The sequence below is a fragment of the Corynebacterium poyangense genome, from assembly GCF_014522205.1.
Taxonomy (GTDB): Bacteria; Actinomycetota; Actinomycetes; order Mycobacteriales; family Mycobacteriaceae; genus Corynebacterium; species Corynebacterium poyangense.
The window spans coordinates 2,354,862-2,381,802 of sequence record NZ_CP046884.1; the positions used below are offsets into that span (position 1 = coordinate 2,354,862).

Genomic DNA, 26,941 nt, shown 5'->3' on the forward strand with positions numbered 1-26,941 from the left:
TTAGTGATGAGAAGTCCGACGCCACTGTGTTCTGTCCTCGCTATTCCTCGGGGACAACCGGATCGGCGATAATCACCATGGCGGTGCGTATCATCCGGTCACCGACACGGTATCCCTTGCGAAGAACCGTGCCAATGGCTTTGTCATCGCCCTCAGAGAGATCCTGAACCGCTTCATGGATTTCAGGATCAAAGGCTTCCCCTTCGGCACCGAAGGCTTCGAGCTTTTCAGCCTGCACGATCGCTTGGAATTTGTCAGCGAAAGCCTTGAGTGGCCCTTCATCGAGGTCACCGTGCTGTGCAGCAAGATCCAAGTCATCCAAAACGGGGAGGAATTTTGCTATCACTGAGGCTTTTGCCTGCTCTGCAATTCCTACTCGTTCCCGGTCAGTCCGGCGCCGATAGTTAGCGTATTCGGCGCTGACTCGTTTTAAGTCCTCGGTTCTCTCATCCAGTTGGGATTGAAGATCCGGTGTTGTCTCTTCTCCTAGGTCAGCGGTATCAGACTCGTGAGCTTCCAGTTCAGTGTCGATCTCTTCGAGCATCTCCTGAACTTCTGGATCATCAATAGCCTCATCCTCCGGGGCCACAGCCGAGGCGGTGTCCGCTTCCCCTTGGCTCACAGCGGCTTCCTCTGCAGCAGCTTCTGTTTGTTCAGCAGATGTTGCCTCAGGATCAGTAACCTCGGGAGCGCCAGGGTCGTCGGGCATCTTATGGGGCTGGGTCACTTCTTCTCACCATCCTCATCGTCAACAACCTCAGCATCCACCACATCATCGTCCTGCGGTGCTGCGCCTTCAGCCTGGGTAGCGCCGCTGTTGGCCTGAGCTTCATAAATAGCGGTTCCCATAGCTTGGGCTTCCTTATTCAGCTTCTCTACCGCACTCTTAATAGCGTCAAGGTCATCGCCCTTGAGAGCCTCATCAACTCCCTTGGCGGCCTCTTCCACCTTGTTCCGAATCTCCTCAGACACCTTGTCAGAGTTCTCTTCGGCCACCTTGCGGGTCTGGTACACCAAGGTTTCTGCGCTATTGCGGGTTTCTTGCTCCTCGCGACGCTTCTTGTCTTCTTCCGCATGGGCCTCGGCGTCCTTGATCATCCGATCAATTTCTTCCTGAGACAAACCGGAACCATCCTGAATCTTGATGGTGTTTTCTTTTCCGGTTCCCTTGTCCTTTGCGGTCACGTGGACGATACCGTTGGCGTCAATATCGAAAGTCACCTCAATCTGGGGGACACCGCGCGGAGCCGGAGCAATTCCACCAAGTTCAAAAGAACCAAGCAGCTTATTAGCCGACGCCATTTCCCGTTCACCCTGGAAAACCTGGATCTGAACCGAAGGCTGATTGTCTTCTGCAGTCGTGAAGGTTTCCGAACGCTTGGTGGGGATGGTGGTATTGCGCTCAATAAGCTTGGTCATCACGCCACCTTTGGTCTCAATACCCAGGGATAGCGGAGTGACGTCCAAAAGAAGCACGTCTTTAACATCGCCACGAAGCACACCAGCCTGAAGAGCGGCACCAACTGCCACAACCTCATCTGGGTTGACTCCCTTGTTCGGCTCGCGGCCACCAGTGAGTTCTTTCACGAGTTCGGTGACTGCTGGCATACGAGTGGAACCACCCACCAACACCACGTGGTCGATGTCAGAAATCGACAGGTCAGCGTCCTTAATCACTCGGTTAAACGGTTCCTTGGTGCGGTCCAAAAGATCCTGGGTGATCCGCTGGAACTCAGTCCGGCTTAAGGTTTCATCCAAGAACAGCGGGTTCTTATCCTGATCAACGGTGATGTACGGAAGGTTGATGCTCGCCTGCTGTGAGCTCGACAGCTCAATCTTGGCTTTCTCGGCAGCTTCACGCAGACGCTGCAACGCCATCTTGTCCTTGGTGAGGTCAATTCCATTGGCGCTCTTGAATTTCTCCACTAACCAATCCACGATGCGCTGATCCCAGTCATCACCACCAAGCTTGTTATCACCGGCTGTAGCCATAACTTCCACAACTCCGTCGCCGATTTCCAGTAAGGAGACGTCGAAAGTACCGCCACCAAGGTCAAAGACCAAAATGGTTTGTTCCTTGTCACCTTTCTCCAAGCCATAGGCCAAGGCTGCCGCAGTTGGCTCATTCACGATACGAAGAACGTTAAGACCAGCGATCTGTCCGGCTTCCTTGGTGGCCTGGCGCTGAGCATCTTCGAAGTATGCGGGAACAGTAATGACGGCGTCGGTGACTTCCTCACCCAAATAGGATTCCGCATCTCGCTTGAGCTTCATCAGGGTGCGAGCAGAAATCTCCTGGGGGGTGTATTTCTTGTCATCAATACTGACAGTCCAGTCAGTACCGATGTGGCGCTTTACCGAACGCACGGTGCGATCCACATTCGTCACCGCTTGGTTCTTTGCGGACTGTCCAACTAGTACCTCTCCATTCTTGGCGAAAGCCACGATGGATGGGGTGGTCCGAGAACCCTCGGAGTTGGCGATAACCTTTGCCTCGCCACCTTCTAAAGCAGCTACCACAGAGTTAGTGGTACCAAGGTCAATTCCTACTGCACGTCCCATAATGAACTCCTTCTTCGTTGACGTTGTATTGTTCGCCGGGGACTACTTTAACATCCCCTTGAGTCTTAGTCACTCAACCTGACACTTGATACAACGGCACTGCCCCCAAACTTGTTCCCACTTCACTCAACTTTTTTATTTACGCAGGTCAAAGCGGATCTCTCAGGCGCCTAATCTTCTCCTATCGCATATCAACTCACAATTGCCTACCCTGGGAGCCGTACCTAATCATCGGAAGCAAAGGAGAAAATCTATGAACAATGAGCAGGCGCAAATCATGCGTGAAGGCCGTGGATTTATTGCCGCGCTGGATCAGTCCGGCGGATCAACTCCTAAGGCATTGCGCCTTTATGGCATCCCCGAGGGCCAGTACTCCACCGATGAGGAGATGTTTAACCTGGTTCACGAGATGCGCACCCGGATCATCACCTCCCCGTCCTTTAACTCTGACCAGATCCTGGCCGCGATCCTTTTTGAGATGACCATGGATCGGGACATTGACGGTCTTCCCACCGCCCAGTATCTCTGGGAGAAGAAGGGCGTTGTCCCGCTACTCAAGACCGACAAAGGCCTGGCCGACGAGGAAAACGGCGTCCAGGTGATGAAGCCCAACCCTGGCCTTGATGAACTGTGCGAACGCGCAGTGAAGAAGGGCATTTTTGGCACCAAGATGCGTTCCTTTATTGCTCAGGCTAACCCCGAGGGCATTAAGGCAGTGGTAGACCAGCAATTTGAGGTTGGACGGCAAATCCTTGGCCACGGATTGGTGCCAATTATTGAGCCGGAAGTTTCCATCGACTGCCCCGACAAAGTTGAGGCAGAGCGTATCCTGCGCGATGAAATCGCCGCTCACCTGGATCAACTTCCGGAAGACCAGCAAGTGATGCTCAAAGTCACCATCCCCAGCGAAGATGGCTTCTACACTCCGCTGATTGAGCACCCGCGAGTCATGCGCGTGGTAGCCCTCTCCGGAGGTTATGAGCGTGACGACGCTAATGAGCGCCTCTCCCGCAACCCTGGCTTGATTGCTTCTTTCTCCCGCGCATTAACTGAGGGCCTGTCTGCCCAACAATCCGCTGAGGAGTTCGACGCCACTTTGGCTGCTTCGGTCAAAGACATCTACGAAGCATCTATTGCCTAAGCGAAGGGCTAGCGCCACCTAAGAACAACCCTGCCCCCTTAGCAAATTAGGGGGTGCAGGGTTTTCTTCGGCTGGTCTCCTTTTATTGGAATTCCAGCGCGTTGTCCTCTTAGCTAGCTTCAAACATCGTCAACGTCGTTTCACACACCACCACGTTGGGGCCATGCTGGGGGGATTTATGTACTGCCACCGAGAGGGCGTCGAACCATTCACTTCGTGACTGCGGATCAGTGGCATCGGACAGAACAATTCTTTCCGCCGGAACGCCAAAGGAGTGGGCTAGTTGCACAAAATCTGGTCTGGAAAGTTCCGTACCTACTGCTTTCCCAAAAGCCCCAGTCATGTACTCGCGGAGAATCCCATATCCCCCGTCATCAATAATTACCCAAGTCACGGGGATATTGTGCTGTACAGCGGAGGCTAATTCCGCCACGGAATACATCGCAGAACCATCGCCGGCTATAGCTACAGTTCTTTTCCCGCTTCCTACCGCCCCACCCAACGCTGCCGGGAATCCGTAGCCTAAACCGCCGGCTCCTTGCGCCGTTGAGCTTCGCCCGTCCTGAGGATCCCACATATTCCAGCCCCAGTAGGCTGCGATAGTCATGTCCCAGAAGACATGGCCGTCGCGGGGAATAGCAGCGCGCAGGGCGTCAAGAAATGCCTGTTCGTGCTGGAGATCTTGAGCATCAAGGCGCTGGCCGATAGCTTTCCGCACCGCCGCCGCCCGCGTCGAACCTTCCGTGTGGCTGGCAGAAACGAGCGGAACCAGTTGCTGCAGGTAGTTTTTGATGTCGGCACAGACCCCCAGCACATCATGATTTGAGCCAATAACCATCGGGTTGGCATCAACCTGAATAATTGTTCCTTCTGGGGAAAGAGTGAAGTAGTTGGAGGTCACCTCCCCTAAGGATGAACCTAAGACTAGAAGCACATCGGCCTGGGCCATGAGGTCTGTGACTGCTCGGTCCTCCACCCAGGAGCCCACGCTCAAGGGGTGATCAAGCGGAAATGCCTCTTGCCCAGCGGCAGTGGTCACAACCGGTGCGTCTAAGCGTTCTGCGAGGGCGCGTAGTTCTGTGGCCGCGCCTGAGCGCGCAGCTCCCCCTCCCGCTAAAATCACTGGCCGCTGGGCTTGATCCAGAAGACTGGCGCTTTGGCTGGCTAAACCATCAGGGGCTGGAGGAATGTCTTGGGGTTGGACGTTTTGTTCGATGAGATATTCACCAAGTAACACGTCTTGGGGGATTTCTACCCATACCGGCCCTTGGGGGGCGCGGAGAGCAACCTGGTGGGCGTCGGCCAACACGTGAGGTAAGGCGTTGGCATCACGCACGGTGTATTGAACTTTTGTAACTTGCGCTGCTGCTGCGGCTTGATTATCGAGTTGGTGCAGCATTCCTTTGCGGGCACCACCAAGGCCTGCGGTAGGGATTTGGGCGCACACCACCAAGATGGGGACTCCGCTGGCATAGGCTTCCTGGAGCCCGGCTAGGGAGGTTAGCGCCCCGGGACCGGTGGAAAGAAATAAAGCTGCGGGTTTCCCGGTAGAGCGGGCATAGCCATCGGCCATAAAGGCGGCGTTGTTTTCTACTCGTGAAGACGTAAACCTCAGCGCAGATCCATCAAGAGCATCAAAAAGAGCTAAGGCGTGTTGGCCGGGAATGCCAAAAACGTCACTGATTCCTAGGGATTCTAGGGTGTCTACCACGATTTTCCCACCGGTGCGCGGCATTAGTTCTTCCTTCCAGCTTTAAGATCAGCCATGAGTGTGATGAGGTCATAGGCTACGTGTGAGGCAGCGATTCCGGTAAGTTCAGCGTGATCATAGGCAGGTGCTACTTCAACCACGTCAGCGCCAACGATATTGAGACCTCGAAGGCCGCGAAGAATTTCCAGGATCTCACGGCTGGTCATACCTCCGGCCTCAGGGGTCCCGGTGCCGGGAGCGTGCGCCGGATCAAGAACATCAATATCCACGGAAATATAGAGAGGCCGACGCCCCACCCGTTGCCTAAGCCGGTCAACGACTTCATCTACTCCTTGGCGAAAGACATCAGAGCTGGTGATAATGCCGAAGCCGAAGCGTCGATCATCTTCTAAATCTTTTCGTCCGTACAGGGGCCCTCGAGTTCCGACGTGACAAATAGCTTCCGTATCAATTACTCCCTCTTCGACCGCGCGACGGAACGGAGTGCCATGAGTATAGTCGGCACCGAAATAGGTATCCCAGGTATCAAGATGAGCGTCAAAGTGGAGAAATGCTACCGGCTGGCCGGCACGGGCGGTGGCTGCTCTTAAGAGGGGCAAAGCGATCGTGTGATCCCCTCCAATGGTCATCAATGAAGAACCATTTGCAGTCAGTTCAAGAGCATCATGCTCAATAGTTTCAATAGCCTCGTTGATATTAAAGGGGTTGACCGCCATGTCACCAGCATCGACCACCTGCGCTTGAGCAAAAGGCGAGGTATCAGTAGCCGGGTTATACGGACGCAGGAGTCGGGAAGATTGCCGGACATGTTGGCAGCCGAACCGAGCACCGGAGCGATAAGACACCCCAGCATCAAACGGTATTCCCACTACTTTGATGTCAGCCTGGTGTCCCGAGGGAAGATCACGTAGCCGCGGCAATAGCGCGTACGTGGCCTCACCACTAAAACGTGGTACCTCAGCCGAGTTCACTGGGCCGATATGTCCACCTTCGATAATGCGGGGAGTGTGCAGCATGAATAATATCCTTTCTCAATGAATTAATGAACGGGATAACGAGTAAGAACCCACAACACTTCTGCTGGGACATCACTGCGGGGATTACGCCACGTGTGAGCTTCTTTTCCAGGGAAAGTGACAGTATCTCCTTTCTTAAGCTGGTATTGCTCATCACTGGTCACCAAAACAAACTCTCCTGATATGACATGGACCGCTTCCATAGCGCAATCCATGGTGTAGAGCTCTTCTTCCCCTTCCCCACCCGGAGCTATGCTGGCATGGATAAGTTGCAGTCCTCGTTGATCAAAAGGACTAAGTAGCCGTTCTGCGATGCCAGCACCGCCTAGATCAATTTCTGGCGCAGATTCATATCGAACCAAGTATGTCTGAGGGCTATCAAGAAGCTCACCAGCACTAATCCCTAACACCTGACAAATAGTCACCAGACTGCTGACCGACGGGCTTACTAAATCACGCTCAATCCGGGAGATAAAACTCTTGCTTAATCCGGTGGCGCGTGCGACCTGGTCTAAGGTGAGCCGACGTTGCTCTCGCAGGGCTCTTAACCGGCGCCCCAAATACAGCTGTGTGCCCGACGAAAAACCAGCAGGATCTCCCTCAGGACGAAGAGGTAAAGACTTCATCAGACGCTTTGTTCCTTCACATAAATGCCAGGCTGGGCAACCCAAAGTTGTTGCATATTTAACAACTCATGTTTATCATAAGTCTACATAATGTGATCTAAAATACACTATTTGCGGGGTGGGCAATCCCAATCAAGATGGCGAGACCCCAGTTGATCGCCGTCAATAGCCTGGCCAACATCGCTCATCTAGGAGCCCAGGAGATTCTTCCGGCTGCGGCAAGCAGAATGTAGCCCAGGGGCATTCTTTACCCCACACGGAGAGCTCCATTTTTAAGAATAACTGTTTTTAGTCACGATATTTCCACACGTTATCGCCTAGGTACGACGTCAATCTCCCCCAACCACTATTGAAGCAATAACAAAATCTGATTAGCATTTGGGAATCAGATGACACTCATACCCCATTCTCTGAGATAAGCGATCAGCTTTACTCTCATTGAGGTTTCCGGTGGTCATTACGCACATACTGACTCGGAGGAAGGAAAATGCAGAGGTGTCCGTAGCTGAAGATGAACTCAAGAAAGCAGAGTGGGCGCTATTGGTGGGGGTAACCACCACCGGTTCTCACGCGGCAGATCAATGGTTCCGAGGTTTTCTGCAGGCTTGTCGACAACGGAATCTATTGATCTGCGGGATCGATTTCGAAGAATCCCTACGCGACGGAGTACCTCGAATCCCGCTTGACTGTTTAATTACACTTCCTGGTGCGTTTTCCCGGGATATCACCTCAGCCCACCTCATAACAGCAATCTCAACCATCCGGCAACGCTGCCCAGGTTCGGTGGTTGCTTCCGCCGCGTTGCGGGAAAACTACCAATTGCTCAACAGCCGTTTCGCGAAAGAACTTCATATAACAGCAAATACCCCTGAATGTATTCAGCTGATTCAAGACAAGCCTGCGTGCCGGGCTCGTCTTCACCAGGCAGGGTTTTACCAGCCACGCAGTCTTCGAATTCGTGGTGTTGGACCTGGGGACACTATTGAATTTGAAGACGTCTTCGGATGCAGGGTAAGCCATCCTTCAGACAACCCACGTGGCTGGATTGTTAAGCCGGCGACGGGAATGGGAAGTATAGGCGTCGAATTCATTAGCTCTCTTGATGAGATCTCGGCCCTTAACCTGAGTCTTTCTGACGATTATTGTTGCGAGGAATTTATTGAGGGCGACGAATTCTCTATTGAAGGCTTAGTGACGGCAAGCACAGTGCGTGTGTATGCAGTTACCGAAAAGACAACCAACGAGCGGTTCGTGGAAACTGGACATCGCCAACCAGCAGGAACGCAACAGCTGCCTAACCAAGCTGAACTAGAACAAGAGTTTCAAGACTGTATTACTGCGTTAGGAATTCAATGCGGACACCTCCATGCAGAATTCTGGAGGACACCGGAAGGGACAATAGTGTGGGGAGAATTCCATGTTCGACAAGGAGGAGATTTAATTGCGCCTGACCTGGTCACAGCCATCCGCCCGGAATTAGATTACTACGGTGAACTCATCGACTCTCTGCGTGGACTACCGCTACCACCTCTTCCTCCAATTCGCTACTGCGCCGGAGTTCGATTCATCGAGGTTAACGCGGGGATGGTTCAAGGAATCAGCGTGAGAAACACGCTGCCACCGGCCACCAAGGTTTACTGGCAAGCACAACCACTGGAACACCCCCACGCCGTTAACTCGTCCACTGCCAGAGGCTCGGTGCTCTTTAGTTATGGACGTGATCAAACCACAGTCAACGACAACCTCAACCAGGCAGAGAATTTATGCAAGATCGAAGTGGCTCAACTATCCAATGAGGGGCAATGATCATAATGTGAATAAAATCCGATACTGGGTAACTACTACTTCCCCATTGCGGTCAGTATTTAACTAAACCTAGAGATATATTTTCGCCCTTTAGTTCTTGTAAAAGCAGGATACCAATATCAATGGTATTGGCAATATATTAATCTATACCGGTTGCACCCATCCTTTCCTCGCATTATCCTGATATACACCGCATTAAATTAGCAGCTTCTAAATCTTCCTCATTCGGGAATTCTTCTTAGCCTGGAACTAAAATCCATATTATCCGGCTGCGAGCAACTTGGTGGTGAGCACTCATTAAAATTAAGATTTCCGATATTTTATGGTCTACAGGCCTTCTCATCGCTGTTATAACTGCAGCTCACAGTGTCAAGTTAGCTATTTTCCTGGCACTCCTTAACGCAGCATGGTATTTGACAATCAACCTCTTCTATAAATACAGAGATTAGCCGGTCCACTTTTATTTTTATAAACACAAATCATTTTAGATTACATTGCAGGACTGTTTCTTTCCCTAGGGGGAGATAATTTCTTTTCTTTAACTTTATATCTTGGTTTCACGGACCCGCCTAGACACTTGAGCATTCCTCAATCAGTTACCTATATCCGTGCTGCACTAGTGGCACTCAGTCTTTATGAAGTTTCCATTCGTGCACTAAACCACTAAAGGGATTTGCACCTCTAAGAAGCTCTTCGGGTTTGCCTTGAGCAGCAACACGTCCGGCATCAAGCATAATCACGTAGTCAGCGCGCAAAGCAGAAGAAAGTCGATGAGTAATCACCACTACTGACCCACCACAGCTTGACTCCTCAACCACACGACGCGCAGCGTCGACCATTCTTTTTTCAGCAAATGGATCTAAAGCTGAGGTTGGTTCATCAATAATAGTGATCAGCGCCTCATTAGCACCGAGTAGCCCGCGAGCATTTCCCAACCGTTGCCATTGCCCACCTGATAATTGATAAGGAGTTGACCAACTTTCCCCCAGGCGGGTCGCCGGCCCCTTAGGAAGCGCATCGACCACCTGGTGTGCGCCACTCGCCTTCATTGCGGTCTCGTGGTTTGTAAAAGGTCCAAAGTTTCCTAATTGTGGAAGTGTTGCGGTTTCACCAGCGGTTAGTTCCCAACGGCTGGGATGTTGAGGAACACCAGCTACAAACGGTTTCCTAGTGGTACTCGCCCAGGTTACCGTTCCATGGGTGGGGCGTCGGACTCCCCTGATTATCTGCGCCAGCGTTGACTTTCCGGATCCGTTTTCACCAACAATGGCAATCAGCGAGTGGCTAGGAAGTGCCACCGTAACGGCATTAAGCGCTGGAGTAGCGCTATGCGGATAGCTATAACTTACCTCGTTAAGAACAACATGACTTCCCTTGTTCTCGATACTAAAAAGCTGCTCTTCCTTAGCTAGTTGGGGTACTTCGGTTACAATTCTGCAGAATCGCAGGTACTCTCGTCGTGACCGCGCTATATCCGTGTAGGCGAAACGGACACCCGAAAGAACTGAGTAGAGCTGGAAGCTAGCTAATATAGCGAATATTGCGCCCGCGGTATCGTGTGATGTGATACTTCGCCACATAACCAGGAAGACAATCAGAAAATATGCCGCGCAAGAGCCCTCGTTCAGTAGGACCGCAGAGGTATTTGCCTTCAGGCTATGAGATGCCCAACGACGCACGATACGAGCATAACGGGAAATAAACCACTCGGTTGCCCCGTAAATGCGTAACTCCGTCGACGCTGAATCTTTGCTTGCCGTATTCGCAATTGCTGCCAGTTCAACCTGGTCAGATGCCATATCAGCCTCGGCTTTTTCCGCGAGTTTCTCGGCATGAACCCCAGCCCACACCACAGGCACACACGCTGGGAGTAATAACAAGAAATAGAGGTTAGTAACCACAGCAGAAAGCAGAATGACACAAGGGACAGCCAACGTGATAAGTGCGAAGTAGCCTCGTGCCAGTGCTTCACCTAGTACTGATTGACGAGAGCGGAACATCTCTAAGTCTTCCACTATCGACTTGTTCTCTAATCCATCAAGGTACTGAATGGCATTCAGGCTGTTGGCGATTTGTTTGTCCGTCGCAAACCCGATCCGAAAAGCCAGCTCAAGTTGTGCATGCCCGGCCACAGGACCAAGAACACTAAGCAAAGCCGCCACGACCAGGAAATATGTAACGCCCACCCACCGAGCAACAGGGAGATCTAGAAAGCGCCCGGATAGTGCGACGTTGACAGCAACCGGATACAGTGCTGTCCCGATAGTAAGCACGGTATAAACAAAAAGAACAATCGCAATCGGTAACGACAGATTGCCAACAAATAGGCGTAGCAATGAATCCAGCGGACCACTGCGTTTGGATGAAGACTGGACGTTGTTAAAGCGCTGAAACATCAGTGTCTCCCTCCCCCACCGAATTGATTATCCCTTCCATATCTGTTTCTGCAGGTTGCGAGCGAAGATATAAGTCCTGCTGAGCGTTAAACATCCGGGCATAAAGGCCTGACGCCTCAGCAAGAAGCTCTACGTGAGTTCCTTGCTGAATAATTTTTCCGTCATCAATAACAATGATCCGGTCGACGTTAACTACCGAGTGCAACCGATGAGTGACAACCACGACAATGTCGTCGTCCTGCGTGTTCTGAATCACCGAATCGTACAGTGCCTGTTCTGCTCGAATATCTAAAGAAGCGGTCGGCTCATCTAAAACGATAATCCGTCCCCAGGGGCCGGGCGGAGAAACAAGAGCACGTGCGATTGCTAGTTTTTGCCACTGCCCACGAGAAAAGCTGCGCTTACCCTTGTCATCCAAAAGCAATTCTGAAATCCCGAGTTGCTGTACGATGCGTGGAAATTCTTTATGCAAAACCGGCCGGCCCAGTCTCATTCCATCATCGGCGGATCCAGGAAACAACATGAAGTCTTGCGCAACGTATCCCACGCCTTTACCAGCGAACTGAAGTGTGGGAGAAACCCCACCGACGCATACTATTCCTGAAGTAGGCTCGCTATGGCCAGTAATAAGCTTGATGAGCGTCGATTTTCCGGCACCGTTTGGCCCAACCACGGCAACCTTTTCACCTGAACGAATAGACAGCGAAAGCCCGTTGAATATCAGCTCGTCTGAATAGCGAAAGTTGACATCGCGTAATTCAATTACTGTTTTTGAAAGATCACAATCCGTGGATATCGGAGCACCGGTTTTAGTTTTTCGCAGTTCAGTTGATTTTCTCACCATGTCATCGAAGTGATGAGCCCTAAGTTGAATTACACCCTGGTTTCCGAGCCCAGCAAGTCCAGGTAAAGCAATGATGACAGAGCTAAGGAAAGCCGGATAATCAATGTCATTTTGGGTAAGGACCCACGCAAAATAAAGGCCTAGGGCAATTATAAAAGGTGTATGAGCACAAAGACTGCGAGAAAACCCACCAAGTAAATCTTGCCGAATACCTCCGAGTCTTTGTTTCATGTGCTTGTGATAGCGCTGGGCCAACAATTGACCGACACCATAAAGCCTGCTTTCTTCAGCAAATTCAGGTGAGGTCAATGTCCGCCAGAAGAATTGGCTGCGGAGAGCATGTTCATCTGCGGTATTCTCCAGTTGCTTGTGCTGTTGCTGCGCAAAGACGAACGTTTTATGCCCTGAATACCAGGTTGTCAGAGCGAGCAGCAGAGCTAAAATAACATTCCATTGAGCAAGCACGACGAAGCAGACAAGCCCACTGAGCCGCTGCTGGAGAATATAAAACTGTAAAGATACACCTTCCTGACCAACCCACGATCTGGTTTGCTCACTGAAATCCGATTGGTGGTGTTCTAAGTCATAACGCAGAGCGTGCGGCTGCAGTGTTTCCTGTATTGAATACTGCAAGCGATAAATCATTAAATCAGCACATGCGTCTACTAACGGCACACCGATAAGTAGACCCCCAAAGAAAATCATCTCTCTTGCTGATAAGCCGCCAGAAGACGACAAATGTCCAATAGCATGTGATACTTCAAACATAAGGAGCAGTTGAAGTATTCGTGATAGTACAGTGGCAAACAACGCCCCTATAACCAGAGTGGGGGACATAAGCCGAGCAGACCGAAAAGTATTAAGAAATATTCCCTTGTACATAGGCGTGAATTGAAAGAGCAAACAGCCCTCCCATTTCCTCCATCATTTGGATATACCACGGGACAAAGATGATACTTCCGTGGCAGACAAACCGGTCACGGTCACAGCATGATAGCCACCGACCTAGCGCGGCTAATGCTGCTGCTCCAAAAAATCAGTGTGGATGAACATAGTTTTCTACCGCCTTCCACCGTGCATCCTTTTCGATTGTCATAATACCCTGTGTCACAAAATCGGGTGTGGCAATCCCCGAGCAGAAATCACCCACATCTAGTGAAAGATGAGGTAAAGAATTTAATTGGTCTCCTTCTATAAAAAGAAGGAATATCTTTTTTCTTTCATAGTACTCAAGCTATTTCGACCGGTCTCGGAATTAGTGCTTTATCTGTACTGATCCATCAGCATAAGCCGATTTTCGTTGACAATAGCTTTCATGGCCCTACCTTTAGCGCGGAGTTCTTCTGCGAAATCACGGCTGTGGCTGGTCGATTTTACCTGGGGGCCTCAAATCAGGTTTATGTCATTCGCCCTAGTAGCGTTTAATCTCCGCTGATCCCCTAATCCAAGACTATCGAATACTACCTAAACCCTGAGCTTGTAGGGCACGGCAGCTAAATTATGCAGTTTCTTTCTTCACGCGTTGTGCGCAGATAAACTAGTTCCTCTGGGAACTATGTCCTACGTCGGCTCGAAAGCAAACTCACCGGATACGCTATGTCCCTCAAGTAACTAATGCAAAGCGCTAAATACTTCCGCGGCCGAGGGGCGGCACAGTATTCTCCCTGTCCGGCCATCTTGAAGGACTACAACTCTATCTGCCGTCGCCGCTACATCTAGGTCATGCGTAACCATGACTAGAGACGTTTTCTCACTCACGGTTTTACGTAGCAAATCCAATACGCCGGAGCTGGTTTCCACATCCAAAGCTCCCGTAGGCTCATCGGCAAAAAGCACTTTCGGGGCACGCACTAGCGACCTTGCGATAGCTACGCGTTGCTGTTGTCCCCCGGATAGCTGGTTGGGGTACCTATTTGCATATTCCGCTAGGCCGACGTCGTGAAGAACCTGCTTGATCTTTCCTCTGCTTGGGTTGCGGCCGGATAGCTTCGCAGGTAGCCGGACATTATCAGCAACGGTCAGTGAACTGATGAGGTTGAGGTCCTGGAAAATGAAACTTGCATTGTCTCGTCGTACCGCCGCGACTTTACCCGGAGGTAGGGAACTGATGCCCTGGCCCGCTAGATACACAGATCCAGAATCAGGTGTGAGCAAACCGCTCAGGCAATACAATAACGTAGATTTTCCCGAACCTGACTTACCAACGATAGCGAGGAACTCACCCGAGAAAACCTCAAGGTCGATACCCTTCAAGACGTCGACCCTCTGCTTACCTTTCCCAAAGGATTTTTGTATTCCGGTAGCGGTAATAAGAGCGGACACTATTTACCCCCTAAAACGACCATAATAGATTGCTTCCTGAACCCGGCCAGCGTCACTACCATCAGCATCACAAGCGTAAGTCCCATCCCCAATGCGACCACCCCGACACCTGCCAAGCCCGGCAGTGTGAACGGTGCAGAGGGGATCGGCCCAGCAGAGAGGGCGAGGACCATCGCGCCCTCATTGAAAACAATGATTACATAAGCGCACACTAACGAGATGACTGTATAGATCAGTACTTCTACTACAGCCTTGATATAAGCTGCGCTTGGCGTAGAACCAGATACCACCAGGAGAGCATTATCTTCCTGTCGATGTGAAGCTGTTGCAAACACAATGGAAGAGGCTGAGACACAGGCTGCGATGACAGGTCCGGCAAGTAAGAGAGCCATTTGCTCAGGGGGAGCTGACACTGAATCAGAAGACCCGGCAGCGGTATAAAGAATATCTTTTAACTTCTCCACCCACGTGGTCATAACACCAACTGCAGCGGCTGCCAGGCTAATCGGTAATACGAGGGATGTAGTTAGGGAAGGGCGAGCAATTACTTCTCGGGAAGCTAAGAAGTGAGGTACATTGCCAGGCAGATAGGTGGTGAGTTTGGCAAGGACTCGGATCAGGGGTGAACCGATGACAGCGAATGTAAGACACAGAAGGATGCCCATACCGGGGTAAGTCGTAAGGAAATCACCTATTTTGTGCTGATCTGTAATAAGCTTTCCGTGGCCGATTGCTAAATATATCGCGATTACCCCTGCGACAAGAGCCACCCCCGTGATGCTTTTGAGCAAACGCGCAGGCAGAGAGGGAGTTTTGCCCCAAAAAGCAGATGATGCTCTAACACTTTCAACAAGGTTAGTCTGCACCACGTTGCGTGAGGTGCGAATACCAGTGAGCACACTCACAACTGCGGTAGTTCCCACACCGATTATCAAGGCAAGAGTTGGGATATTTTGCTGAAGTACCTCGCTGTGAGGAAGTCCACTGTGACCAACAAATCCAGCATAGGCAGGCCAGACCGCTATAGCAGCTAATACACCTATCACTGCCGACGTTGCACTAACAAGAAGTACTTCCAACAACAGAATCACTAAGGCGGTGCGCGGTAGAATACCGGCGATCTGCCACAGTGCGACGTCCCTTCGTTGCAAACGCAGGCAGGTACTCACTACCAAACTAAATGATGCAATACCTGTCAGGACGGTAAACGATAAGGCAACACCACCCATACTCACATAAGCCTGTTGCGCTTCTCCACTGATAGATACACCCGCGATGATCAGCGCCACATTCAGTGTGAGGACAATGGAGAGCGCAACTGCGGTGATGATGAGCGCAACCCAAGAACTCATCCCTTTAAGGACGGAGTTCACAGCGATTTTGGTTATCAAAAACCTTGCTCCCTAGAAGAAAAATATGTTCGGGCTTGCATTCACATTTTGGCACAGTAGCCATAACAGTACTCTTTACCTCCGGTGGCGCGCTCGCTCCACTACTCCCGGCGCGCCTTTAGGCGGCAACCCAAAGTTGTTGCATATTTAACAACTCATGTTTATCATAAGTCTACATAATGTGATCTGCAATACACTATTTGCGGGTTGAAGAACCCCGAACGCCAGATAGCGAGAACTCACATGAACTGGATTAATAGCCTGGTCATCATCGCCTACCTATGCTCCATGATGCTCTTCGGGGTATGGGGCCGAAAACGCACCTCTACTACGTCGGACTATCTTGTTGCCGGACGGAGACTAGGAACCACGCTCTACACCGGAACAATGGTGGCCGTAGTTCTTGGCGGTGCCGCTGCCGTGGGTGGGGTAGGACTGGGCTACAAATTCGGGATTTCCGGAGCCTGGCTGGTTATTGCCATCGGAGTTGGAGTGCTACTCCTCTCTGTTGCCTTCGCCCCGATTATTCAACGCCTGAAAATCTACACAGTCTCCCAAATGCTCACCTTGCGATACGGCACCGAATCCACCCAAGCGGCTTCCGTCATCATGCTCGCCTACACCCTCATGCTGGCAGCTACCTCCACCGGCGCCTACGCCTCTATTTTTGTGGTCCTCTTCGGCTGGGACCGCTGGCTCTCTATCCTGGTTGGCGGCTGCGTCGTTCTGATCTACGCAGTCGTAGGCGGAATGTGGTCCATCACCCTCGCTGATATGGCCCAATTCATCCTCATGACAGTAGGCACCTTCGCTCTCATGCTCCCCATCTCCCTATATCAAGCCGGCGGATGGACTGGACTTCAGCAACGGCTCGACGCAGAATTCTTCTCTCTCAGCGGCATCGGCGCCCAATCCATCATCACCTACTTCGTGGTCTACACCCTTGGTCTCCTCATTGGTCAAGATATTTGGCAGCGTGTCTTTACTGCTCGCACTCCAGAAGTTGCCCGCTGGGGCGGGGCACTGGCCGGGGTGTACTGCATTCTCTTTGGGTTAGTCGGCGCCATCATCGGCATGTCCACCAGGGTTCTTATCCCTGGCATAGAAGCTAGAGATGACGTATTCGCGCGGGTAGCTACTGATCTTCTTCCGGTAGGGCTCGGCGGTGTAGCCCTCGCCGCTGGTGTGGCAGCCATGATGTCCACGGCCTCCGGTGGACTCATCGCAGCCGCTACAGTAGCTCGCGCAGATGTCCTCCCTCTCGTTCGGAAAATGATGGGACAACACCACCCTCACCGGCTCAGCGCCTACGAAGCAGCAACCCAAGCCGAAGACAATGTCAGCGCCACTCATCATGCTGAGGAAGATCTCGATTCCAACCGTTGGTGGGTCCTGGGGCTAGGCGTCATCGTCCTCGTTCTTTCGCTCGCTGTGCCGGATGTGGTCGCCGCCCTCACCATCGCCTACGACATTTTGGTCGGCGGACTATTGGTCGCCATTATCGGCGGGCTAATCTGGCACCGCGCCACCGGCACAGCGGCAATGTGGTCCATGATTGTTGGCACCATAGGAACCCTCGTAACCATGGGCATCCTTGAAGCCCAAGCCACCGAAAGATTCGACGGGGTCTTCGCCAATGAACCTATCTACGTGGGATTAGGCTCGGCGCTCGTCGTTTTTATAGTAATCTCGCTGCTGAGTAAACCCACTGATCCGGCTGTGCTCGAAGCATGGAAAAACCGTGCGAAAACCGGTTCCGCATAGGAGGTAAAACTAGCGCCATGTGGTTTGACCAACAAGCAGAACTTCACCAGTTTCACAACGAAGCACGCGATCGTAGAACGTTTCCTCTTAGCCACTCTGGCTGATGAACTCACCGCGCGGAATACCTATCGCGCATACTCACCGAAGTGGGAACCACCAAACCTCACGTCGGTGAGTCGTCGACAATGAAAAATCTTTTCCAGCAATCCACACCCAGGAAAGCAGTGAAGATCAGCATGACTTCTCTTACCCCTCCGAAGAATAGTTCTGATATTGAATCCGTTATCGACGCAGCCGTCCGCCGCGCCCATGGATGGATCAACGCTACGAATTCTCCCACCGCTCAACAAAGCGCCAAGGAAACTAAAGCCGCCGAACAACTAGCAGCACTTCTCCGCGACCCCGAGGGGGTGCGCTTCACCATGGATTTCGTTGACCGGGTGGCTCGCCCGGAAGACAATGACGTGGCCATTAAGGAGATGGCGAAACTCAAAAACGCCCCTGATTTCTTGGGTCGAATAAATAAAGCCATGCTTGGGGCGGGAGCCTTGGCTGGACGTGCTCTGCCGGGGGTTGTTATGCCTATTGCCCGGAAGCGACTTCGCCAGATGGTAGGCCACCTCGTCCTTGATGCAGACTCTAAAGCACTCGACGCACGGCTACTGGAGGCGGAGAAAGACCACGTCCAGCTCAATCTCAACCTCTTAGGTGAGGCGGTGTTAGGAGAAGATGAAGCCCGACGCCGCACCCAACGCACCATCGAGCTCATTAAAAACCCTAAGGTCACCTATGTTTCAGTGAAAGCCTCAAGCCTATGCGCCCAACTCAACCATTGGGACATCGACGGCTCGACCGCCCGGCTGAAAGAACGTCTTCGCCCGGTGTATCGCGAAGCTCTCAAACAATCTCCGAATGTGTTCGTCAATCTTGATATGGAGGAATATCATGACCTCCACCTCACCATTCGGCTCTTTTGTGAACTGCTCAGCGAAAAAGAGTTTCTTTCTTTGCGCGCCGGGATTGTGCTTCAGGCCTATTTACCGGACACTCTCGAAGCCTTGGAACAGCTTATTGAGTTTGCGCATGAGCGTCGCGCTCAAGGCGGAGCCCCCATTAAAGTACGCCTCGTTAAAGGCGCCAATCTATCCATGGAGAAAGTCCAAGCAGAATCTCACGGCTGGGCGCAAACACCCTACCCCACCAAAGCCGAGGTTGACGCCAACTATCTGCGGCTTTTGGATGTAGCTTTGCAACCGGAGCACGCCGATGCCCTTAGCATTGGGGTGGCTAGCCACAATCTCTTTAGTATGGCCTTGGCGTGGGAGTTAGCGAAGAAACGCGGCGTCACTCAGCAACTTGAAGCGGAAATGCTTCAAGGCATGGCACCGGCCCAAGCCCGCGCGGTGCACGAGGTGGTGGGAACCATGATTCTCTACACCCCGGTAGTCCACGCCGAGGACTTTGACGTAGCAATCAGCTACCTGGTGCGACGTCTGGAAGAAAATAGCGAAAAACATAATTTCCTTCCCTCTCTTTTCGCTCCTGACATTGAGGGGCCGGATGAGCAAACACCAATCGACGAGCAGGAGCGTCGTTTCCGTACTGCCGCAGCCCGACGCTGGGAGGTTGCCGCTGGGCCACGCCGCACTCAAAATCGGCTTCACGAACATGGTGCCCAAGCACCAGGAGGACGTTTCCATAATGAACCCGACACCGATCCATCTTTAGCAGCTAACCGAGAATGGGCGCGCCACGTCTTAGCACATCACCCAGGCCCAGTAGAAACCCCCAGTATTTCTGATCCGGAGAGCATTGACACCTACGTGGAAATCGGTCTCCAGTACCAAGAAAAGTGGAGTGAACTCAGCGGAGCGCAACGAGCCGAAGCTCTAGAGAAAATAGCCGACGCTCTGGCAGATGCCCGGGGAGAACTCATCAGCGCTATGACGCATGAAGCGGGTAAAACCATTGGTCAATCAGATCCCGAAGTATCCGAGGCCATTGACTTTACTCATTATTATGCCCAGTGCGCTGCCCAACTTGACCAGGCTCGGAGCACCTTTAATCCTTACCGCCTCATAGCAGTAGTTCCTCCGTGGAACTTCCCGGTGGCGATTCCGGTAGGAGGCATGGTCTCCGCCCTAGCGGCTGGATCCGCGGTTCTGATTAAACCCGCACCGCAGGTTGTCCGCTGTGCGGAAATAGCGGTGGCAGCTATTCAGCGTGGGTTAACAGCAGCCGGCCATAGTCCGGAGTTGGTGCAGCTAGTCAATGCTGATGAAGGTGAGGCTGGGCGTCGTCTTATCACCCACCCGCAGGTGGACGCCGTAACTTTCACGGGGTCTTCGGACACGGCAAAACTGTTCCGCAGTTGGCGCCCGGACTTGCGGATCAATGCGGAAACCTCGGGGAAGAATGCGCTGATTGTCACCCCGGCGGCTGATCCTGATTTAGCAGTGGCGGACTTGTATCAGTCCGCATTTGGGCACGCCGGTCAAAAGTGCTCCGCAGCGAGTTTGGTGATTCTCGTTGGTTCTCAGGGTGAGTCAGAGCGTTTTATGAATCAGCTCCTGGATGCCGTTCGTACTATTGAAGTGGGGTACGGCACGGATATTTCCACCAATATGAATGCGTTGATTGAACCCCCTGGAGATAAATTGCGACGGGGTCTGACCGTGTTAGATCCGGGCGAAGAATGGTTGATTACCCCCAAACCATTGAATTCCGAAGAAACACTCTGGTCCCCAGGGGTGCGCGATCATGTGCAACCCGGCAGCTGGTATCACACCCATGAATGCTTTGGCCCCATCCTCGGAATCATGCGAGCCAAAGATTTAGCTGAGGCGGTCCAGTGGCAAAACTCCACCGGATACGGGCTTACCGGAGGAATCCACTCCCTAGATGATGATGAAATCCGCTACTGGATGGATCACGTTGAGGTGGGAAATGGCTACGTCAATCGTGGCATTACTGGAGCGATTGTGCAGCGCCAACCCTTTGGCGGGTGGAAGGCTTCCAGTCTCGGAGCTGGCGCTAAGGCAGGCGGCCCCAACTATGTGGCACAACTCGGCCAATGGTCCGACGCTGAACTCCCGGTTTCCCAACCGGCAGCCAGCATCAACCCCACCATTGCTCGGATCATTCGAGAAGCAAGTCCCGTTCTTGATGTCACTGACCAAGAATGGTTATGGCAAGCAGCTGATCTTGATCAACTGGCTTGGGACCAGGAGTTTAGCCGCTCTCATGATCCCTCGGCTCTGGTCAGTGAGGCCAATATTTTCCGCTACCGACCACTACCGGCACCGTTGACTGTTCGGGTCGGTGCTGGGGCTCAACCCAGAGACTTGCTACGCCTGAAAATTGCGGGAGAAATCACCGGCACCGGGGTAGATATGAGCGCTACTGCTGAGGTGGCTGGCAAGTTCGCAGAACTTGGTTTAGAACTGCGAACCTGCAGTGATAGTGCTTTTTCTCGGGAAGTGGCAGAAGCGGAAAGCGTACGAATCAGAACCGTGGGCGAGGTTTCCCCTGGACTGTGGGATGCTGCGGTGGTTTCTGGTTCCACGGTACTGAATAGTCCGGTCCTTGCTGATGGACGTCGGGAACTGCTTCCCTTCCTCCTGGAACAAGCGATTTCGGTCACTATGCACCGCTTTGGCGTGATCCGGGAAACCGGAGGAATTAGCCGTATGGCATATTAAGGGGCGTGATTGAATCTACGCAGAAATCAGGCGGATTTGACTTAGAGGAAACTGATCGCGCCGTTATTATCGGACGAGACGGCCGCTGGCTTTCCGGCTGGGCGCTTCGTTTCATCATCCTCGCAGCCGCAGCGTGGCTGCTCTGGCAGGGCTTAGGCTACATCTGGGTGGGACTTCTTCCCATCCTCCTCGCCATCCTGGTATGCACCGTGCTGTGGCCACCAGTGCGGTGGCTGCGCAAGCATCATTTCCCACCGGCACTCGCTACCATCACCACCATTCTTGGCGCTTTCGCTATCTTCGGCGGGATCATTGCGCTTATCGCTCCGAGCGTGGTGCAGCAATCCCAAGAACTCTTCAAGAAAGCTGAACAAGCCGCCTATCAAGGAATGGATTGGCTTCAAGGGGAACCGTTCCACCTTGATAAAGCTGCCCTCGAAGGACCGCTCAACGCCGGCTTTGACTGGGTTAAAGGGCAATCCACTAACATCGCCACCGGCGTTTTCACTGGACTGAGCGCAGCATCCTCAGTAGCTGTCACCCTCGTCGTCATGCTGGTCCTCAGCTTCTTCTTCCTGAAAGACGGAGTGAAATTCCTCCCCTGGCTCAGAAAATTCACCGGGAAAACCGCTGGCTGGCACCTCACCGAAGTTCTTACCCGCACCTGGAACACCCTCGCTGGTTTCGTTCGCGCGCAGGCACTGGTGTCCTTCGTTGATGCGCTCTTCATTGGTGTTGGTCTAGTAGTACTGAAGGTGCCGTTAGCACTAGCTCTTGCCGTCATCACCTTTTTCGCCGGGTTTGTCCCCATCGTCGGTGCCATCACCGCTGGAGCCCTAGCCGTAGCTATTGCCTTGGTATCCAACGGGGTCACCACCGCTGTCTTGGTGCTGGGCTTGATCATCCTGGTGCAGCAGTTAGAAAGCCACATTCTTTCCCCCATTATTCAATCCAAAGCCATGAACCTTCATGCTGCAGTGGTGTTGCTCTCAGTTATGGTTGGCTCTACCTTGTTCGGCATCGTCGGAGCTTTCTTAGCAGTGCCGGTAGCAGCAACCCTGGCTGTCTGGTTCCGTTATCACGCTGAATTGGTGTCTCTGCGTGCTGGGGAAATCACCATTGATGATATTGAGATTGCCACCGCTAAGGGCGAACAAATGAGTGGCTCCGAGGCGTTTGCTGCGGTTCGGGAACGAATGGCTGCTATGGGCCGTCGCAAGCCAGAAAGCGAAAAGAAACCAGCGCATAGTTCGACGTCGCTTAGCGCGCTGCGTTCTGAGCAGAAGCGGAAAGAAAAAGAGCGCGAAGGTGGAGTGCAAACCGCTGCGCCGGAGATTCCAGAGTCTTCTGAGAGCAAAGACTCCTAACGAAGTGTTCTAGCCGAATGTTTCGGCTACGGACATGACACCGCCGTTGTCCTCAAATTCCTGAGCGGCAGCGGCGGCAAAATTTTCATCGAAGAGTAAGTCGGCTGCCACCTCAGCCAAACCCACTGCACCATCAACCGCGGTGGTGGTTGCCTCCGGGGATTTCGTCCACCGAGCAAAAGCCTCAGTGTGCAGGGCTACATCGGGCGGGGATACTTTAATCATGGGGTGGATCCCGGGAACGCGTTGAGAAACATTCCCAAAATCGGTGGATGCAGCTAAGGTATCGGGGATCACCCCGGCGGGCAAGGCAACCCTACCTCGTCGAGCTTGAGACCGTGCCCACCGTGCCGCCATGACCGCATTATTTCGCACCGGCAGCGTTGCCGGATGCTGATCCCACTCTTTTTCCACCTCAGTCCCGGTCATCAACGCAGCCCCATCCAAGATGTCATTGACTCGTTTCGATAAATCCACCAGCGTTTCCGTGTGCAAAGACCGGACATAAATATTCATAGTGGCACTATCGGGGATGATGCTGGGCTGGCGGCCCCCCTCTGAAATTACGGCATGAAGCCGATCACACGGTGGCATCTGCTGCCTTAACAACCCCATCCCTTGATAAGCCAAACTTGCAGCGTCTAAGGCATTTCTCCCCATAAAAGGCTGAGCCGAGGCATGTGCAGCAATCCCCCGGAACGTAGCTTGAAGAGTTCGACGCCCCACCCACGCGTGGCTAGAAATATCGTGCCCAAAAGGATGGACCATCATGGCCATGTCTACCCCATCAAGCATTCCGCCGCGAATCATATATTCCTTGCCGGAATGACCTTCCTCAGCTGGTGTTCCAATTAAAATCACCCGGCCGGAATAGGAAAGCTGCGATAGCACCTGGTGCAAACTGATAAAAGCCCCCAGCCCAACAGCGGCAATGATATTGTGCCCGCAGGCATGGCCGAGCCCCGGAAGGGCGTCGTATTCCGCCATAATGGCGATACTTCGGTGGCGCTGGGGGTCAAAATCCGCGCTAGCAAACTCGGCGCGAAAAGACGTGCCTACCCCGTACACCCCGAGCTCAGGGTGGAAACCATGGGACTTAAGGTGTTCCACTAAACAACTCTGGGCATAGCGCTCCTCAAAGGCAACTTCTGGATGTGCATGGAGATCTTGCAGGATGTCTTCTAGTTCAGGACGAAGGTTTTCTGCGGCATCGGTAATTTTCTGCCAAACCTCTGTCTGATGGGAATAATCTGCTTTGCACTCAGCAGTTTCTTGGCGCCGCTCGGCTTCTGCCGCTGCCACCCCCTCAGCGATGTGTTGAGACACATAATCCAGATAGGCGGTTGATGGCTGGCGCACTCCAAGCACGTCCTTTCTGCTATAGCTTGAGGCTACGGTTTTAAGAAAATTGCTGCGGCAGGGCCTAAGGGCAAATCTAGGAAATACCATATTCCCAGCAGCGCGGCCCAGGCTACCCAAAATGGCACCACAAAGGGAATGAGTCTGGACATCAAGGTTCCTAGCCCCGCTTCTGTTTCATAGCGGCGCAGCAGACCGAGAATGACGATCATGTAGGGATTAAGTGGGGTAATGACCTGAGTTGCCGAGTCTCCGACTCGGAACGCCGCCTGGATGAATGCAGGGTCAAAACCGATGAGTGCGAACATGGGGACGAACACCGAAGCCATGAGGGTCCACATGGCGGAGCCGGAGATGATGAGCAGGTTTAAGAAACTGGCCAGAATGATGAAGGCCAGGATGGCGCCAAATCCGGTGAGGTGAATTGATTCGAGAAACGCCGCGCCGCGGACGGCCGTGTAGGTGCCGATGTTTGTCCAGGCAAAAAGGGCGACGAATTGCCCGAGGATGAAGGCCAGGACTAGGAAGTTAGTCATGTCTTTTAGTGCTTGACCCATCATGTCGACGACGTCTCGCATACCAGTGATGTTTCCGATCACTCGACCATAAATGAGGCCGAGGACAAGGAAATAGCTCACGACAATAAAGACAATGGAGCTAAGAAGCGGTGATTTCGGAAGATAACCACCAGATTCATTACGCCACGGTGACGAGGGGATCATGACGGCCACCACGATGAGGATGCTTAATCCCACCCCACCAAGCACTGACCACCTCAGTGCTGCCTTTTCTTGCTGGCTCAACTCGGCTGATAGTTCGGTTGTTTCCGAGGTTGGGTCATCGACAAAATCTTGTGGAATGTCTTGGCGGGTTAAGCGCGGTTCCAGAACTTTATCGATTATTAATCCGGCAATAAGCCCTAGGAGGAGAGCAGAAACAATATTGAAGTAGTAGTTAGAAACCGGGGTAACCTCATTGCTGTGAATATCCGGCAGCGTTTGCATGACGGCATTGGTTATTCCAGCGAATAGGGCGTCTAAACTTGTTGGCACGAGGGCAGTGGAATAGCCTGCTCCTACCGCCGCGAATCCGCCGAGAAGTCCGGCCACGGGATGCCGACCAGCCGCTTTAAAAACCATTGCTGCTAGAGGGGGAACAATAACAAATGCGGCGTCTGCCATTACCGAGGCAGTGACTCCGACTATTCCTACGGCATAGGGAAGAAAGAACCGTGGAGCAGAGCCAAAGAGAAAGCGCACCAGAGCCGCTAGCATCCCGGTTTTCTCGGCTACGCCAACCGCCAAGAGGATAGGAAGAACTGTGGTGAGGGGAGGAAACCCTAGATAGTTTTCACCTATTTTGGTGGTGATCCAGCTGAGGCCTTCAGCGCTAAAGAAGCCTCTGATCGCAGTTTCTTCTCCTTTCCCAGGAACCACGAAGGTGATGTTCATGGCAGCCATCGCAGTAGAGGCGATGGCTGTAAATAGGAAGAGACTTAAAAAGAGGGTGAAAGGTTCGGGGAGTTTGTTTCCCAGGAACTCTATGCTGTTAAGCGCCCGATCCATCAGGCGAGGTTTTCTAGTGGCGGTGGGGGTGGTCATTGGGGCCATCCTTGGGGTCACGAGGAAACGATAACAAGTGGTGGAGACAGTGAACACCGTGTTTTTCTGAAGACTAGAGCTTTTCCCACCTAGGTGTCTACCCCCAGCATTCTCACAAGCGAAAAAAATTTCGATACAATTTTATTTATGCATTCTTTGAAAGATAAGCACTTGGCGGTTGTTGCCACTGATGGTTTTGAAGATAGTGAGTTAACCTCACCTGTGAAAGCAGTGACCGACCTTGGCGCAAAGGTCAGTATTGTTTCCACGAAGGGTGGGGAAATTAAAGGGAAAAACGGCACCGTGGTGTCGGTGGATATTCTGAGTAAGGATGCTGTTGCCGAGAGTTTTGATGCTCTTCTTCTCCCCGGCGGCACCAGCAACGCCGACCATATTCGGATGGACCAGGACGCGGTGAATTTCGTCCAAGCAATGGTGACCTCGGGACGGCCAACTGCCGCTATTTGCCACGGTGCGTGGATCCTCTGCGATGCGGATGTTCTTAATGGCCGAACGCTCACCTCCTACCCCAGTTTAAAAACAGACTTGCGTAATGCGGGCACTACCTGGGTAGACCAGGAGGTGTGGTGCGATGCCGGTTTAGTGAGCTCTCGGACCCCTGAGGATTTGCCGGCGTTTAACGCCAAACTCATTGAGGAAATGGCCGAGGGGCGTCACTAAGAGCGTAATCTATATCTCTTCACAGAAATAACATCACTATTGTGGTGGGCATGGACAGCTCACACTATCGGATCAGTGATCAAGATCGCGCAGAAGCCATGGAAGCTTTAGGCATTGCGTTCCAAGAAGGTCGGCTTAATGTAGAGGAATATGATCAACGCTGCCAAGAGGTAACCACGGCGGTCAATTCTGCGGATCTCGCTGAGCTGTTCATAGACATCCCCCGGAAAACAATTAGCACCTCCGGCACCCCCCAGCGTATGTATTCCAGCCAGGAGATTGATCAACTCCGCCATTCTGGGTCCCGCACCAAACTAGGAATTGTCCTCACCACCGCCATCGTGGCAGGCGTCGCCGCAATTATCACCGATAGCGCCCTTAGCCCTCTTTTCTTCGCCATTCCCGCACTAGTTTTTGTGGCCCTGTATTTTCTCCACCTCGGCCCAGAAAGCTGGCATACGCCTTCTCGACGACAGCTGGATAGGGAACGACTTCGCCAGCTCAAGATGGAAGAAAAACGCCAGGCGTTGGAGCAACGAGCTACTCGCCGTCAAGCACAGCGTGAGCTATCGACAAATGCTATGAATTGGGCTTCGGGGATGCTTCAGGGCAAGAACCGCCATTAATGTGGCACACTTGTCAGGGTGAGTGAG

General features: G+C 52.6%; 18 protein-coding genes. 7 read left to right on the top strand and 11 right to left on the bottom strand.

All coding sequences use genetic code 11. The annotated features are described in order from the left end of the window. Nucleotides 1–40: 40 nt before the first annotated feature. Entirely contained in the window at nt 41–727 is a 687-nt protein-coding gene (grpE, locus tag GP475_RS11200; RefSeq protein WP_187974446.1) for a nucleotide exchange factor GrpE, read from the bottom strand. Then, a complete protein-coding gene (dnaK, locus tag GP475_RS11205) occupies nt 724–2,562 on the bottom strand; it encodes a molecular chaperone DnaK (RefSeq protein WP_187974447.1) in 1,839 nt (612 codons plus the stop codon). Before dnaK ends, grpE begins: the two co-directional genes overlap by 4 nt. A gap of 253 nt (nt 2,563–2,815) precedes the next feature. On the opposite strand from dnaK, the gene GP475_RS11210 reads away from it, so the two are divergent. Further along, nucleotides 2,816–3,703: a fructose bisphosphate aldolase gene (locus GP475_RS11210; protein ID WP_187974448.1), complete on the top strand. Its 888-nt coding sequence runs from the start codon at nt 2,816–2,818 to the stop codon at nt 3,701–3,703. A 109-nt stretch (nt 3,704–3,812) separates the two neighbouring features. Here GP475_RS11210 and GP475_RS11215 read toward each other — a convergent pair whose 3' ends face one another. From GP475_RS11215 to GP475_RS11225, 3 genes are read right to left on the bottom strand one after another with little or no spacing between them, the layout of a single operon-like run. After that, entirely contained in the window at nt 3,813–5,438 is a 1,626-nt protein-coding gene (locus GP475_RS11215; RefSeq protein WP_187974449.1) for a thiamine pyrophosphate-binding protein, read from the bottom strand. Next, nucleotides 5,438–6,430 (bottom strand): agmatinase, encoded by a 993-nt coding sequence (gene speB / locus GP475_RS11220; protein ID WP_187974450.1) that lies wholly within the window; start codon nt 6,428–6,430, stop codon nt 5,438–5,440. Before speB ends, GP475_RS11215 begins: the two co-directional genes overlap by 1 nt. Before the next feature lie 23 nt (nt 6,431–6,453). Continuing rightward, nucleotides 6,454–7,056, bottom strand: a complete 603-nt coding sequence (locus GP475_RS11225) for a helix-turn-helix domain-containing protein (RefSeq protein ID WP_187974451.1) — start codon at nt 7,054–7,056, stop codon at nt 6,454–6,456. Between the two features lie 495 nt (nt 7,057–7,551). Between GP475_RS11225 and GP475_RS11230 the strand changes: the two genes are divergently transcribed. Further along, entirely contained in the window at nt 7,552–8,862 is a 1,311-nt protein-coding gene (locus GP475_RS11230) for an ATP-grasp domain-containing protein (protein ID WP_187974452.1), read from the top strand. A 626-nt stretch (nt 8,863–9,488) separates the two neighbouring features. Here GP475_RS11230 and GP475_RS11235 read toward each other — a convergent pair. The 4 genes from GP475_RS11235 to GP475_RS11250 all read right to left on the bottom strand — a co-directional run bounded on the left by GP475_RS11235 (nt 9,489) and on the right by GP475_RS11250 (nt 15,797). Further along, nucleotides 9,489–11,258 (bottom strand): ATP-binding cassette domain-containing protein, encoded by a 1,770-nt coding sequence (locus GP475_RS11235; protein ID WP_187974453.1) that lies wholly within the window; start codon nt 11,256–11,258, stop codon nt 9,489–9,491. Beyond that, nucleotides 11,242–12,870, bottom strand: coding sequence for an ATP-binding cassette domain-containing protein (locus GP475_RS11240; protein ID WP_187974454.1), 1,629 nt, complete (start codon nt 12,868–12,870; stop codon nt 11,242–11,244). The genes GP475_RS11235 and GP475_RS11240 overlap by 17 nt, the downstream gene beginning before the upstream one ends. Before the next feature lie 843 nt (nt 12,871–13,713). Further along, the gene (locus tag GP475_RS11245; protein ID WP_187974455.1) at nt 13,714–14,424 is read right to left on the bottom strand and encodes an ABC transporter ATP-binding protein; all 711 of its coding nucleotides are present in this window, start codon (nt 14,422–14,424) and stop codon (nt 13,714–13,716) included. Continuing rightward, the gene (locus GP475_RS11250) at nt 14,424–15,797 is read right to left on the bottom strand and encodes an FtsX-like permease family protein (RefSeq protein ID WP_394367388.1); all 1,374 of its coding nucleotides are present in this window, start codon (nt 15,795–15,797) and stop codon (nt 14,424–14,426) included. Before GP475_RS11250 ends, GP475_RS11245 begins: the two co-directional genes overlap by 1 nt. 261 nt (nt 15,798–16,058) lie before the next feature. Between GP475_RS11250 and GP475_RS11255 the strand changes: the two genes are divergently transcribed. The 3 genes from GP475_RS11255 (at nt 16,059) to GP475_RS11265 (ending at nt 22,647) form a co-directional block, all read left to right on the top strand. Beyond that, on the top strand, nt 16,059–17,579 hold the full coding sequence (locus GP475_RS11255) for a sodium:solute symporter (RefSeq protein ID WP_187974457.1): 1,521 nt from the start codon (nt 16,059–16,061) through the stop codon (nt 17,577–17,579). A 236-nt stretch (nt 17,580–17,815) separates the two neighbouring features. Next, nucleotides 17,816–21,280 (top strand): bifunctional proline dehydrogenase/L-glutamate gamma-semialdehyde dehydrogenase, encoded by a 3,465-nt coding sequence (locus tag GP475_RS11260; RefSeq protein ID WP_187975924.1) that lies wholly within the window; start codon nt 17,816–17,818, stop codon nt 21,278–21,280. A gap of 5 nt (nt 21,281–21,285) precedes the next feature. Then, a complete protein-coding gene (locus tag GP475_RS11265) occupies nt 21,286–22,647 on the top strand; it encodes an AI-2E family transporter (RefSeq protein WP_262485187.1) in 1,362 nt (453 codons plus the stop codon). Between the two features lie 9 nt (nt 22,648–22,656). Here GP475_RS11265 and GP475_RS11270 read toward each other — a convergent pair whose 3' ends face one another. Further along, nucleotides 22,657–24,006, bottom strand: coding sequence for a M20 family metallopeptidase (locus tag GP475_RS11270; protein WP_262485188.1), 1,350 nt, complete (start codon nt 24,004–24,006; stop codon nt 22,657–22,659). A gap of 32 nt (nt 24,007–24,038) precedes the next feature. After that, nucleotides 24,039–25,607, bottom strand: coding sequence for an AbgT family transporter (locus GP475_RS11275; RefSeq protein ID WP_394367389.1), 1,569 nt, complete (start codon nt 25,605–25,607; stop codon nt 24,039–24,041). Between the two features lie 147 nt (nt 25,608–25,754). Here GP475_RS11275 and GP475_RS11280 point away from each other — a divergent pair, with 147 nt between their 5' ends. Both GP475_RS11280 and GP475_RS11285 read left to right on the top strand, forming a co-directional pair. Then, nucleotides 25,755–26,288: a type 1 glutamine amidotransferase domain-containing protein gene (locus GP475_RS11280; protein ID WP_187974459.1), complete on the top strand. Its 534-nt coding sequence runs from the start codon at nt 25,755–25,757 to the stop codon at nt 26,286–26,288. 50 nt (nt 26,289–26,338) lie between these two features. Then, nucleotides 26,339–26,914: a DUF1707 SHOCT-like domain-containing protein gene (locus GP475_RS11285; RefSeq protein WP_187974460.1), complete on the top strand. Its 576-nt coding sequence runs from the start codon at nt 26,339–26,341 to the stop codon at nt 26,912–26,914. Nucleotides 26,915–26,941 lie beyond the last annotated feature (27 nt).